General features: G+C 73.2%; 10 protein-coding genes and 1 pseudogene. 3 read left to right on the top strand and 8 right to left on the bottom strand.

Annotation, left to right across the window (positions count from 1 at the left end; translation table 11 throughout):
* Window positions 1-40 precede the first annotated feature (40 nt).
* Together BLW14_RS25505 and BLW14_RS25500 are read left to right on the top strand one after the other, a co-directional pair.
* Window positions 41-1,089: pseudogene (locus BLW14_RS25505) on the top strand (DUF3533 domain-containing protein).
* A 156-nt stretch (window positions 1,090-1,245) separates the two neighbouring features.
* Window positions 1,246-1,728, top strand: a complete 483-nt coding sequence (locus BLW14_RS25500; RefSeq protein ID WP_018523979.1) for a phospholipase — start codon at window positions 1,246-1,248, stop codon at window positions 1,726-1,728.
* 67 nt (window positions 1,729-1,795) lie between these two features.
* Here the strand turns inward: BLW14_RS25500 and BLW14_RS25495 are convergent, their stop codons facing one another.
* The 7 genes from BLW14_RS25495 to BLW14_RS25465 all read right to left on the bottom strand — a co-directional run bounded on the left by BLW14_RS25495 (window position 1,796) and on the right by BLW14_RS25465 (window position 11,196).
* A complete protein-coding gene (locus tag BLW14_RS25495; RefSeq protein WP_093709508.1) occupies window positions 1,796-2,881 on the bottom strand; it encodes a S1 family peptidase in 1,086 nt (361 codons plus the stop codon).
* A gap of 305 nt (window positions 2,882-3,186) precedes the next feature.
* On the bottom strand, window positions 3,187-4,086 hold the full coding sequence (locus tag BLW14_RS25490) for a S1 family peptidase (RefSeq protein ID WP_093709507.1): 900 nt from the start codon (window positions 4,084-4,086) through the stop codon (window positions 3,187-3,189).
* 217 nt (window positions 4,087-4,303) lie between these two features.
* On the bottom strand, window positions 4,304-5,104 hold the full coding sequence (locus BLW14_RS25485) for a DUF1684 domain-containing protein (protein WP_093709506.1): 801 nt from the start codon (window positions 5,102-5,104) through the stop codon (window positions 4,304-4,306).
* A gap of 3 nt (window positions 5,105-5,107) precedes the next feature.
* On the bottom strand, window positions 5,108-6,412 hold the full coding sequence (locus BLW14_RS25480) for an NtaA/DmoA family FMN-dependent monooxygenase (RefSeq protein WP_093709505.1): 1,305 nt from the start codon (window positions 6,410-6,412) through the stop codon (window positions 5,108-5,110).
* A complete protein-coding gene (locus tag BLW14_RS25475; RefSeq protein ID WP_093709504.1) occupies window positions 6,409-7,476 on the bottom strand; it encodes an LLM class flavin-dependent oxidoreductase in 1,068 nt (355 codons plus the stop codon). The genes BLW14_RS25480 and BLW14_RS25475 overlap by 4 nt, the downstream gene beginning before the upstream one ends.
* A 121-nt stretch (window positions 7,477-7,597) precedes the next feature.
* Complete coding sequence (locus BLW14_RS25470; protein ID WP_093709503.1) at window positions 7,598-9,442, bottom strand: FAD/NAD(P)-binding protein; 1,845 nt, start codon at window positions 9,440-9,442, stop codon at window positions 7,598-7,600.
* A gap of 524 nt (window positions 9,443-9,966) precedes the next feature.
* Entirely contained in the window at window positions 9,967-11,196 is a 1,230-nt protein-coding gene (locus BLW14_RS25465; protein WP_177154095.1) for a DUF5685 family protein, read from the bottom strand.
* A 305-nt stretch (window positions 11,197-11,501) separates the two neighbouring features.
* Here BLW14_RS25465 and BLW14_RS25460 point away from each other — a divergent pair, with 305 nt between their 5' ends.
* Complete coding sequence (locus tag BLW14_RS25460) at window positions 11,502-11,945, top strand: cell division protein SepF (protein ID WP_073968076.1); 444 nt, start codon at window positions 11,502-11,504, stop codon at window positions 11,943-11,945.
* 15 nt (window positions 11,946-11,960) lie between these two features.
* Here BLW14_RS25460 and BLW14_RS25455 read toward each other — a convergent pair whose 3' ends face one another.
* Window positions 11,961-13,172: an acyl-CoA dehydrogenase family protein gene (locus tag BLW14_RS25455; RefSeq protein WP_093709501.1), complete on the bottom strand. Its 1,212-nt coding sequence runs from the start codon at window positions 13,170-13,172 to the stop codon at window positions 11,961-11,963.
* Window positions 13,173-13,225 lie beyond the last annotated feature (53 nt).

Below are 13,225 nucleotides of genomic sequence, written 5' to 3'. Positions count from 1 at the left end.
TCCGACTGCGCGGGCGACGGGCACCTTGGAGCGTGGGGGCATGACTTTCGCCGCAGAGGTGAGAAAAGCCGTCACCCCACGGGCCGCCCTGCTCGTCGTCGGGGTGCTGGCGCTCCAGCTGCTGTTCATCGCGTCCTACATCGGGGCCCTGCACAACCCGAAGCCGACGGACGTCCCCTTCGGCGTCGTCGCACCCCAGCAGGTCTCCGCCCGCCTGGTCACCGAACTGGACGGCCTCCCCGGCGGCCCGCTCGACCCCCGCGCGGTCGCCGACGAGGCCACCGCCCGCCGGCAGATCCTGGACCGCGAGATCGACGGCGCCCTGATCGTCGACCCCCGGGGCACCCGGGACACCGTACTGGTCGCCTCCGGCGGGGGCACGGTCCTGGCCAACTCCCTGACGAAGATCATCAAGCAGGCCGAGCTGAGCCAGGAGCGCACCGCGCGCGCCGTGGACGTGGCCCCGGCCTCGCACCAGGACTTCGACGGGCTGTCCTCGTTCTACCTGGCCGTGGGCTGGTGCGTCGGCGGCTACCTCTGCGCCTCGATCCTCGCGATCAGCGCGGGCAGCCGCCCCGCCAACCGGGAGCGCGCGCTGATCCGGACCGGGGTCATGGCCCTGTACGCCATCGCGGGCGGCATCGGCGGCGCGGTCATCATCGGCCCGGTCCTGGACGCCCTGCCCGGCAGCTTCTGGGGGCTGTCGGGCCTGGGCGCGCTGACCGTCTTCGCGGTCGGCATGATCACCCTCGCCCTGGAGGCCCTCACCGGCATCGTCGGCATCGGCCTGGCCGTCCTGCTCGTGGTCATCGCGGGCAACCCGAGCGCGGGCGGCGCCTTCCCCCTCCCGATGCTCCCGGACTTCTGGCGCGCGATCGGCCCCGCCCTCCCCCGGGCGCCTCGACCTGGACGGCCCGCTCGATCGCCTACTTCCGCGGCAACGCCGTGACCGGCCCCCTGCTGGTGCTGTCCGCCTGGGCGGTGGCGGGCGCGGCGGTCACGCTGCTGACGGCGATGCGCGGGAAGGAGCGGGACGCGACGCCGGGAACGGAAGCGCCCACGGGCGGCGCGGGCTCGACCCCGGTCTGACCCCTGTCTTCGGACTCCCCTCCACCTGACGTACGGAGGGGAGTCCCGTCAGGCCCCGACGACATCTAGGCATGACAGGTACATGACGGCATGCTGGAGCGACCTCGCGCACCCCGCGAGCCGCCACGACTCCCCGCCACCCCACGGAGGTTGCTCATGCGCCGTCGCGTCGCCACCCTGCTCGCCACCCTCGGCCTGTCGCTCCCGCTCGCCCTGCTGCCCGCCGCCTCCGCCTCGGCGGCCCCCGCGGACAAGCCCCAGGTGCTCAGTTCCTGGACGCAGACGAGCGCCGCCAGCTACAACGCGTGGAACTCCGCCCGCAACAACAAGGGCGCGTGGTCCGCGTACGGCTTCGACTGGTCGACGGACTACTGCAGCACCTCGCCCGACAACCCCTTCGGCTTCCCGTTCCAGACGGCCTGCGCCCGCCACGACTTCGGGTACCGCAACTACAAGGCGGCCGGCACGTTCTCCGCCAACAAGGCCCGCCTCGACAACGCCCTATACGCGGACCTCAAGCGTGTGTGCTCCGCTTACTCCGGCGCCAAGCTGACGTCGTGCAACGCCACGGCCTGGACGTACTACCACGCGGTGGACATCTTCGGCGTAGCACCGGCCGGGGCGGCCCTGGCCGGCTGAAGCGGCCCCCTCACACGTGCGTGGCCCCCGGCCGGAGCCGGGGGCCACGCTTCGCCGTGCGGAACGGTCAGCCGATCTCGGCGCCGAACGCCGCCAGCGCCTCCGGCACCGGCTGGAAGAACGTCTCGCCGCCCGACGAGCAGTCGCCGCTGCCGCCCGAGGTCAGACCGATCGCCGTGTCACCGGCGAAGAGCGAGCCGCCGCTGTCGCCCGGCTCGGCGCAGACCGTGGTCTGGATGAGCCCGTTGACGATGTCGCCGTTGCCGTAGTTGACGGTGGCGTCCAGGCCCGTCACCTCGCCGTCGTGGACCTGGGTGGTGGAACCGCTGCGGGTCACCGTCATGCCGACGGTGGCCTCGCCCGCCTTGGTGATGGGCTGGGTGGAGCCGTTGTAGAGGTCCACCTCGCTCGGGTGCGCGGTGGACGAGGTGTACTTCACCAGACCGAAGTCGTTGTCCGGGAACTCCGAGCCGGCGTTCGTACCGATCTCGGCGCCGCTCTGGGAGTCCGACCAGCTGGAGATCGCCTCGGTGCAGTGCCCGGCGGTCAGGAAGTACGGCTCGCCGTCCTTGACCACGTTGAAGCCGAGCGAGCAGCGCCCGCCGTTGCCCCAGATCGCGTCGCCGCCGGCGATGAACGGCTTGAACTCCCCCGCCGACTTCTTGAGTTCGGCCTTGCCGCCCAGCGACTCGACCACCGCCCCGAGCTTCTTCAGGTCGGCGCCCTTGACCGTACGGTCGGCGGTGACGACGACCTTGTTGCCGACCGGGTCGACGGCCCACGAGGTGCCGGGGATCGTCGCCTTGCCGGCCAGGGTCTGCCGGGCGGACTTCAGGTCGGCGAGGGTGTTCTCGACGATTCTGGCCGTGCCGCCCGCCTGCCGCACCCGCTCGGCCGCGGTCTCGTCGACCACGTTCATCACCAGGTGCTTGCTGCCGGCGTCGTAGTACGAGCCGGCCGCGCCGGTGCCCAGGTCCTTGCCCAGATCCGTGGCGAGCTTCCCGGCCGCGGCCGCGCTCAGCGTCCGCGGCGTGAACCGGGGCACCTCGTCACTGGCGTTCGCGCTCTGGAAGCTCACGCCCGCCGCGACCAGGCCGACGACCGCCGAGCCCGCCAGCACTGCGCGCTTCCTCGATATGCGTCGATGCTTCAACTTCGACCTCCTGTGGGGCCGCGCACAGATGATGTGGGGTCGTCCGTACGCGGAGGATGAAGCGCCCACTATGGTCACGCCCCCATGGGCACACAAGGCCGATTCACGGACGCACACACGACAACACCGTTTCAGTCTCGCGGTGTTCACTTATCGGTCCCGGCTCTCCGCTCACCACTCGGCCAGGACACGACGGAGCCGGCCCCCGGGCGTGTTTCCGCCCGGGGGCCGGCCGATGCCGAACCGTCGTCCGTACCCGCCGGCCCACCCGTACGCGACGGGTCCGCAGGGGCGGGTCGGGGTCGTCAGTACACGCTGACCCCGTACGCGCTGAGCGCCTCGGTGACCGGCTGGAAGAACGTCGTACCGCCGGAGCTGCAGTTGCCGCTGCCGCCCGAGGTCAGGCCGATCGCCTTGGAGCCGGAGTAGAGGGGGCCGCCCGAGTCGCCGGGTTCGGCGCAGACGTTGGTCTTGATCATGCCGTAGACCACGTCGCCGTTGCCGTAGTTGACCGTGGCGTTGAGCGCGGAGACCGTGCCGCTGTGGATGCCGGTCGTGGAGCCCCGGCGGGTCACGGACATGCCGACCGTGGCGTTGGCCGCAGCGGTGATGTCGACGCTGCCCACGGTGCCCTCGTGCGAGACCGCGGAGTTGTCGTAGCGCACCAGTCCGTAGTCGTTGGTCGGGAAGCTGGAGCCGACCGTCGGGCCTATGTAGGTGGTGTTCGAGGAGTTGGTGTACCAGGGCGGGTTGCCGTCGGTGCAGTGACCGGCGGTCAGGAAGTAGTACGTGCTGCCGCTGCGGACGTTGAACCCGAGGGAGCAGCGCCAGCCGGGTGCGTAGATGGCGTCGCCGCCCTTGAGCAGCTTGCTGAACCTGCCGGGGGTGTGCTCGATGCGCAGGGCTCCCGCGTTGCCGCCCGCGGAGTCCTTGATCTGCTGGATCTCCGCCGCGGAGACCGTGCTGTCGACCGTGACCACGACCTTGCCGGTCTTCGCGTCGACGTTCCAGGCGGTGCCGGCCACGTCGGCGCCGAGGACGGCGTCACTGGCGGCGGCGAGCTGGTTGGCGCTGTACGTTCCGGTGGAGTTCGCCTGGGCAGTGGGGGCGGCCAGGGCGGCTACGGCCACCAGGCCCGCCGCGATGGCGACGGCCCTGCTGCGTCTGGCGGTGCCGCTGAGGGGGGTGGTGCGCTTGATCCTCACTGTCATTCCCTCCCGAGGGGAATCGGGGGTCCGCCTGTGGGGTGGCCGGACCCGTGAGGCGCAGTCGGGCGCACGGCTCCCGTCCGCATTCCGGATATGCCGTGCTCCTGACAAGCGCTGCTCGGGAGTATTCAAGGCGTCAACTTCTCGCGCAAGGGTGCGTTTTGGCCTGAGCTCGGACGCGGCGCACCGGAACCCGGACGCGCCGCGTCCCGCCTCAGCCGTCGGTCCGGCGCCGCTCCCCTGCCTCCACGGCCACCGGAAGAGTGTTGCCCGGCGGCGGGAACGGGCAGATGAAGTGGTCCGCGAAGGCGCACGGCGGCAGCAGCGCGCGGTTGAGGTCGACGGTCACCGAGCCGTCGGCCGCCGGCGCGGCGGGCCGCAGGAAGCGGAAGCGGTAGCTGCTGTTCCCGCTGGTGGCGTCGGCGAAGACCGCCCAGAGCGAGCCGTCGGGCTCCACGGCGACCTGGAGCGTGTGCCCGGCCCCGTCCAGCTCGAAGGCGATCTCACCGGCCAGCCCCAGTCCGCGTTCGACACCGTCGGCGTTCTCGACCCGGACGGTGCGCGAGTCCGGGTACCGGCGGAAGGTTCCCGGCACCGCCCAGCGCGGGTCGTACGGGGTCGCTTCGATCGCCCGGAACGCGCGCCGCGCGGGCGATTCGGGGTCGAACACCCGGACCGCCCACAGTCCTTCGCGGCTCAGCACGACCAGCCTGCGGCCTTCGTGCGCGACCCGGGAGGCGTCGATCGGCCCCCGGTCCGCGTCGAGCGTGACCTCCCCGTCGAGGGGTTTCCCGTCCACGGTCAGCCCGTCCTCCGGGGCGGCTTCGAGCACGAGGGCGCCGTCCCCTTCCCGCCACCGGCCCGGGACGGCCGGAATTCGCCCCTCCGGGTAATCCGCGAGCCAGTGGGTCCCGGTGAGGGAGAGCGGACCGTACGGCGACGAGACCGTGGCGGTCCGCTCCTCGTGCCAGCGCTCCCAGTCCCGCGCTGCCTGCTGCTGTGCGTGCGTACTCATGGATCAACCCTTCCATACCGGTTCGGCGAGACCGAGGTGCGACCGCAGCGTGGAACCGGTGTACGCCCGGCGGAAGACCCCCCGTTCCTGGAGGAGCGGGACGACCCGGTCGACGAAGTCGTCGAGGCCGCCGGGGGTGAGGTGCGGGACGAGGATGAAACCGTCGGCGGCCCCGGCCGCCACGTACTCCGTCAGCTGCGCGGCGACGGTGGCCGGGCTGCCGATGAACGACTGGCGGCCGGTCGCCTCGATGACCGTCTGCCGGATCGAGAGCCCCTTCTCCCGGGACAGCGCGCGCCAGCGGGCCGCCACCGCGAGTGGGTCGCCCTGCCGGACCCGCCCCCGGACCAGCTCGGCGCCGGGATCCGGGTCGCTCGCGGGCAGCGGCCCGTCCGGGTCGTACCCGGAGAGGTCGCGGCCCCAGACCTGCTCCAGGGCCGCGATCGCGTTCTGCGGCGAGACCTGCCGGCGGCGGACGGCGATCGCGCGCTCCTCCGCCTCGGCGTCGGTGTCGCCGAGCACGAAGGTGACGCCGGGCATGACCTTCAGCTCGTCGGGCTCCCTGCCGTGGGCCGCGAGCCGTCCCTTGACGTCCGCGTAGAAGGCGCGGCCCGCTTCGAGGGTGCCGTGCCGGGTGAAGACGATGTCGGCGGCGGACGCGGCGAAGTCCCGGCCCTCGGCCGAGTCGCCGGCCTGGATGACGACGGGGTGGCCCTGCGGGGAGCGCGGGACGGTGAACTCGCCCTCGACGGTGAAGTGCCGGCCCCGGTGCGCGACGGGGCGCGGGGCGCCTTCGGGGGTCCAGGAGTCCCACAGCTCGCGGGCGGTGGCGACGAACTCGGCGGCGCGGGTGTACCGCTCGGAGCGGTCCAGATAGCCGCCGCGGCGGAAGTTCTCGCCGGTGAAGGCATCGGAGGAGGTGACCGCGTTCCACGCGGCCCGGCCGGCGCTGAGGTGGTCGAGGGTGGCGAACCGGCGGGCCAGTTCGTAGGGCTCGTTGAAGGTGGTGTTGACGGTGGCGGCGAGGCCGATCCGGTCGGTGACGGCCGCCAGCGCGGAGAGCACGGTCAGCGACTCGGGTCTGCCGACCACGTCCAGGTCGTGGATCAGCCCCTTGTGCTCGCGCAGCCGCAGCCCCTCGGCAAGGAAGAAGAAGTCGAACAGGCCCCGCTCGGCCGTGCGCGCGAGGTGCTCGAACGAGGAGAACTCGATCTGGCTGCGGGAGCGCGGGTCGGACCAGACGGTGGTGTTGTTCACGCCGGGGAAGTGCGCGGCGAGGTGCATCCGTTTCGGGGTGGCGGCCGTCATACCCGTTCCCCCGCGCGTGCGTACCGGTTGGCGGGCCGGGCCAGGCCCAGGTGCTCGCGCAGGGTGCCGCCCGGGTAGAAGGTCCGGAACAGGCTGCGGTGCTGGAGCAGGGCGACCGTGCCGTTGACGATCCGTTCGAGGTCGCGTGCGGGGGTGATCGGGGTGAGGTGGAAGCCGTCGACCGCACCGGCCCGGTGCCACTCGGTGATCAGGTCGGCCAAGTCCACCGGGCCGCCCCGGAAGTAGGTGCCCCGGTCGGCCGGCGGCGGTCCGGTCGCCAGCCCCGGTTCGAAGGCCGTCTCGGCGTCGCCGAGGTCGACGGTGAGCGCGGCGAGCACCCGCAGGGTGTCGGGGTCCCGGCCGTGGGCGGCGGCCCGGAGGCGCACATCGTCGCGGACCGCGGCGGTCCGCTCGGGGGTGGGGGCCCGTACGAGGACGACGTCGGCGTGGTGCGCGGCGGCGTCCCTGGCCGGCCCGGCCGTGCCGTCGATCACGACGACGGGGTGGCCCTGCGGCGGCCGGGGCACGATGGCCGGTCCCCGGACGCTGAACGCGGAGCCCTCGAAGTCCACGTGGTGCAGCTTGTCGCGGTCGATGAAGCGGCCGGTCGCGGTGGACCGGATCTCGGCGTCGTCCTCCCAGCTGTCCCAGAGCCGGGCCGAGACGTCGGCGCACTCGCCCGCCTCGTGCCACAGGTCCGGGGCGGGCGCCGCGGGGCGGCGGCCGAACAGCCGGGCCTCGGCCTCGGTCGTTGACACGCCGACCTGCCAGCCCGCCCGGCCCCGGCTGACCCAGTCCAGGGTGGCCACGGCCGACGACACGTGGAACGGCTCGGTGTGGGTGGTGGTGACCGTCGGCACCAGGCCGACGCGGCGGGTGGCGGGGGCCACCCTGGCGAGTACGGCGAGCGCGTCGGGCCCCGGCCGGGCGAAGGAGTCGCCGAGGGTGACGAAGTCGAGCGCGCCGCCCTCCGCGAGCCGGGCGAGCCCGGTGTGGTGCGCGGCGTCGTAGCGGGGCGGGCCGCCGATCTCGGCGGCCAGGTGGAGGGGCCGGAGAGCTGGCATGGCAAGTCCTTTCGGCGGAGCGTGGGTGCCGGCCTTCGGGCGGCACGGTGAGGGTGGGTGCGGGTGCGGAAGGAGGCGGCAGGTGCTCAGTCCCCCGGGTGCGGAAGGAGGCCGCCGGTGCTCAGTCCCCCGGGTCCGGGTGGAGGCGGCGCAGCAGGACGAGGGCGGCGCGCGCGGTCGCGTCGTTCTGGCCGAACGCCGGGCCGCCGGTGCGCGGCCGGGTGAACGCCCCGCTCGTGCGCGCCCCGGTGTGCGGGCCGAGCGCGAAGCGGCGGGGGTGCGGGCGGCCGGCGCGGTCCAGGATCCGGCCGTCGCCGGGGTCGACCGCGAGCAGCCCGGAGGCGGTGGCGGCGGCCCCGTCCTCGTACAGCGTGCGCAGCAGGGGTGAGCGGGTGCGCCCCGGGGCGGGGGCGGGGAGGCGGGCCTCGACCAGGGCGCGGGCCTCGACCCGCTCCCCCGGCAGGGTGGCGCTCGCCGCGCGGAAGACGCCCCGTTCCTCGTCGGCCTCGACCGTGGTGCCGGCGCCGAGGAAGCGGACGACGCCGGCCCGGGAGAGCGCGAGCAGCTGCCGCAGCCGGGGGCCGGGCGGGCCTGAGGCCAGGTAGCTGAAGAAGCCGTGCCATTCGTCCCCGGTGTCGCCGAGCCGGACGAGCGTTCCGTAGACCGAGAGCAGTCCGAGGAACACGGCGAGGTCCTCGCTGTGCCCGGGGTCGTTCCGGCGTGAGAGGTCGGCGGCGATGTGGGCGCGGACCGCTTCCTGAAGGGCGTCGGACGAGGTGTGGCGGATCCCGTCCAGGGGGCGGTCGAGCGCGTCGAGGTCGAGCCGGTCGGCGGGGTCGGGGACGGCGTCGGCGATCAGGTCCCGCAGTTCGGCGCTGCCCGGCTCGGCCGCGGCGTACTTCTCCTCGAAGGCGGCCCGGTCGGCGGCGGTGCGCTCGGGGTGGGCGGTGAACAGCCGGTGGTAGTGGGCGTACCCGAGTTCCTTGTCGACATGGGGCCGGATGTCCCGGCGGAAGTCGGGCGGTCTCGGCCGGTCCCGCAGCTCCGCGGCGCGGGCGGGCCCGAAGAAACGCGGCAGCGGCGGCCGTTCGCCCTGGAGGCCGTAGCCGATCTTGGCGCGGTACGGGACGCCGCGCCGCGATCCGGCGTACAGGACGGGCTCCCGGCCGGAGGGCACGTACTCCCCGTTCTCGTAGCGCCCGCCGCGTCCTTCGGTGAGCAGCACCATGAGGTCGACGAAGGCGAGCCCGAGTCCCCGGACGATGACGGGTTCGCCCGCGGGCAGCGCGCTCAGGTCGCTGTCGGCGGTGAAGGCGGGCGGCAGGTGGACGAGCCCGTGCCGGTCCGCGAAGGCGGAGAGCGCGCGCTGTTCGGCGTCCGGCCCGGCGTCCAGGTGACCGAGGGTGAGGACGACCAGGTCGACGGCGAGCGGTGCGGCGCGGCCCGCGAGGTGGACGAGCTGGCGGCCGTCGCGCGGGCCGGTGACGCGCAGGGCCGGTGCGCGGTGCTCATGGACGGTGACCGAGGGCGGGAGGGCCGCCACCGCGTGCGCGTACACCCAGCGCAGATAGGCGCCCTGGAGTCGCCGGCTCGGGAAGTCCCGCCCCCGCAGCATCTCGATCTCGGCGCGCAGCCGGGGGTCGGCGGCGGCCTCGGCGCACCGGGTCCGGCCCTCCCGCACGTCCGCCGCCCAGGCGTCGAGCGCGGGCCCCTTCCGGACGGGGCCCTCCTGGCGGACGGTGTCGTCGGTGAACATCGTGACGTCCTCGGCCATGGAGTTCATCCACAGCAGCGGGGACTGGTCGCGGCGCCAGATCCGGCCGCTCCCGGGCGGGTGGGGGTCGACGAGGTGAAGGTCGAGGGGCCGGTCCCCGTACAGGGCGGGGGCGTTGGCGGCGAGCCGTTCGACCAGGCCGGTGCCGCGGGGCCCCGCGCCGATGACGGCCAGCGCGGGCCGGGCACTCACCGGTGGTCCGGGGCGGCGGACGCGCGCCGGACGGCATCGTTGTCTTCGGGTGGTGTGACTGGAGGGGCGGTCTGCGCGGGCATGCGGAAGCTCCGTGGATGCGGCGGTCGAACACGGGGCGCACCCTCGGCACGGAGAACAGCAGCGTGGAACAGAAGACGGACGGGCCCCTCAGCCCGGTCCTCCTGACGAAGGGAAGCGCCGTCCACGCCGGACTGTCAAGCCTGTCCACACTGTGAGCAGTGCGTCTCGGGGCAGTTGACGGGCCTTCGGATGCCTGTTCCACTGGGGCCATGCATTCGCAGCAGTGGCTGGTCAAGCGCTCCCACATCGACTTCGGTCGCGTGTGGTCCTGTTCCTGTTGAGCCGACGCCCTGCTCCGAGCCGCCTGCCCGCTCGCGCCGTGACCGGTGTCCGAGCCCCTGTCCAGGCGCGCCCTCGTCCGTCCGGCACAGCAGCACACCCTCCCCTCGCTCCGTCCCGCTCCGCCATGTCGCGGAGCGGGACGTACGGCTGACGCCGTCTCAGCAGTCGCACCCGCAGTCACAGCCGTCGCAGCAGCTGCAGCAGTCGCAGCAATTGCTGCACGCGTCGCAGCCGTCACAGCAGTCCCCGCAGTCGCACTGGCTGCACAGCCCCTCGCGCCGCTGACGCGACCAGGGGTCCTCGAAAGTGCCGCAGCACATCTGACAGGTGCAGGCGAGCCCCGCCCACACCAGGCAGCCCATGACGAGTCCGCGCCGGTCGCGCGGCGGCTCCGGTGGCCGGGGCCCGGAGGGGCCGCCCGGTCCCGTGGGCGCGTACGGGTTGCCCGGCGGCGGCCCGAACGAGCCCGTGAGATGCGTTCCTGACGGCTCGCCGGACGCGGTCAGCAGTCCGCCGGACCGGTGGGAGCAGACGTCCGTGGCGAAGGCGCGGTCCACCGAGCGCCGCAGCTCGTGGGCCAGCAGCACATGGGCGAGCCGGCCGTCGGTGAACTCCGCGTCGCGCAGCGCCAGCCGTACGCCCCGCAGCGCGTCGTCGGCCAGCCGCCGGGCCTCGGTGCGCGAGGTGCCGGTGGCGGTGAGCGGGTTCCAGGCCCCCGACGCGGCGTCGGCCTCCTGGTCCTCCACGGCGTCCAGCAGGTGCGCGAGGCGCCCGAAGAGGCGCCCGGCCTCGGCGAGCGGCTCGGCGTTCTGCGGCTTGCCGGCGAGGACGGCGGTGTGCGCGAAGGCCGCGGCGGTGGCGGTCTCGGTGGGTTCGGTGACCGTCAGCAGCGGGGTGCCGGGTCCGGCGAGGAGTTCGATGCCGGTCTGCCGGTCGACGGCGTCGACGAGGACCGCGGTGTCGAAGCCGAGCTGTGCACCGGTGCGCGCCCCGGCCCGGTCCCAGCTCGCCGCCACCCGGCGGGCCGCCGCTGCGACCGGGCGTCGGGCCAACAGGCCGTCCCGGTCGGCGACGTGGTCCCGCACCTTCGCCGAGGCCAGCACCAGCGAGACGGCGGCGGCCAGCCGGGCGCCCTCGCCGCGCGCGACGGGCGCGGTGCGCATGGAGCGCAGCGGGCAGGGCCCGGCCGTGCGGCGCTGTCCGGCGGTGCGTTCGGCCTGAGCCTCCGTCAGGACAGAGACGATCAGGCCGTCGTAGTTGGTGACGACCCGGGCGAACTGCCCGTGGTCGGAGCGGAGCGCCAGACAGAGCCCGCAGAGGTGGGCCATCCACTCGGTCTTGAGCCTCTCGGAGAGGCGATGCGTACAGGGCCTGACTATTCCGAACACGGCCGTCCCCCGGGTTTCGTTCGCGTGTGTGCCGCGCTCGGGCGCGGACGCGACGGCATCGTACCGAGCGGCCCGTTCACCCGTACGTCCCCCATGTCACCCGTACGGCCTGGACTTCATATTTTCTTTCTTCAGGCCCTCTTACCCGTACGAAGCCTGACGAATCGCCACATCCTCTGCACCAGTACCGTCACGAATGCCCTGCGCGCCGCCTATCCCCTTGGCGCACGATCCGCATCATGGACGACCATAGGGATACGAAAGAGAAGCGGAACAACAAGGAACCGCGGTGAGAGGAGGCGTCCATGGGATCGGTGCGCAAGGCGAGTGCCTGGCTGGGCCTCGTAGAGGACAACGACGAGCGGTACTACGACGACGACGAGTACGCCGAGGGTGCGCGGACCGGTACCGGTCAGGCCTGGGTCACCGACCCGCGGGTGCGGGTGGCCTCGGAGACGGCCGAGGAGACGGGCCGCCGGATCGCCACCGTGACCCCGGACAGCTTCCGTGACGCCCGCGCCATCGGCGAGCTCTTCCGGGACGGCGTCCCGGTGATCATGAACCTCACGTCCATGGACTCCGCCGACGCCAAGCGCGTGGTGGACTTCGCCGCAGGGCTGATCTTCGGGCTGCGCGGGTCGATCGACCGCGTCGCCACCCGGGTCTTCCTGCTGACCCCCGCCGACACCCAGGTGATGAACGGCGAAGCCGTCGGCCGGCCGGCCGACGGCTTCTTCAACCAGAGCTGACCGCCCTCCGGGCGCTCATCGGAACGCGTCCAGACCGGTGAGCGCCTTCCCCAGGACCAGCTGGTGCATCTCCACGGTCCCCTCGTAGGTGAGCACCGACTCCAGGTTGGTCGCGTGCCGCATCACCGGGTACTCCAGCGAGATCCCGTTGGCGCCGAGGATCGTGCGCGAGGTGCGGCAGATCTCGATGGCCTCCCGTACGTTGTTCAGCTTGCCGAAACTGACCTGCTCCGGGCGCAGTCGCCCCGCGTCCATCCGCCGCCCGAGGTGGTGGGCGAGCAGGATGCCCTTGTGCAGCTCGACGGCCATGTCGGCGAGCTTGGCCTGGGTGAGCTGGAAGCCGCCGATCGGCTTCCCGAACTGTTCACGGGTGCGCGCGTAGTCGACGGCCGCCTCGAAACTGGACCGGGCCGCGCCCATGGCCCCCCAGACGATGCCGTAGCGGGCGTGGCTCAGACAGCTGAGCGGTCCGCGCAGTCCGGTGACGCCGGGCAGCACGGCGTCGGCGGGCAGCCGCACCTCGTCCAGGATCAGTTCGCTGGTGACCGAGGCGCGCAGCGACCACTTGTGCCGGATCTCGGGCGCGGAGAAGCCCGGCGCGTCCGTCGGGACGACGAAGCCCCGGATGCCGGCGCCGGCCGGGCCCTCGTCGGTCTGCGCCCAGACGACCGCGACGCCGGCCACCGAGCCGTTGGTGATCCACATCTTTCGGCCGCTGAGCACCCAGTCCTCGCCGTCGCGCTTGGCGTACGTGCGCATGGCGGCCGGGTCCGAGCCGTGGTCCGGCTCGGTGAGGCCGAAGCAGCCGATGGTCTCGCCCGCCGCCATGCCCGGCAGCCACCGCTGCTTCTGCTCCTCGGAGCCGAAGCGGTGGATCGCGTACATGGCGAGGGAGCCCTGTACGGAGACGAGCGAGCGGATGCCCGAGTCGGCCGCCTCCAGCTCCAGGCAGGCCAGCCCGTACTGGACGGCCGTGGCGCCGGCGCAGCCGTAGCCCTGGAGAGACATGCCGAGCGCGCCCAGGGAGCCGAGCTCGCGGGCCAGCTCGCGGATGCCGGGCAGCTCGCCGTTCTCGTACCACTCGGCGATGTGCGGCAGGACGCGGTCGGCTGCCCAGGTCCGGACGGTGTCGCGGATCGCGAGGTCCTCGGGGCTCAGCAGGTCGTCGACGCCGATCGGGTCGCGGGGGTCGAAGGGCGGGAGCTTCGAGGTGGGGGCGGTGGACATGAGGGTGTGCCTCCGGCGGGGTCGCTCGAAAACTAGCAGCGTTAGTTACGACG

The sequence above is a fragment of the Streptomyces sp. 2131.1 genome, from assembly GCF_900105515.1.
GTDB classification, from domain to species: Bacteria; Actinomycetota; Actinomycetes; order Streptomycetales; family Streptomycetaceae; genus Streptomyces; species Streptomyces drozdowiczii.
This window is presented reverse-complemented; position numbering and strand designations above follow the sequence as displayed.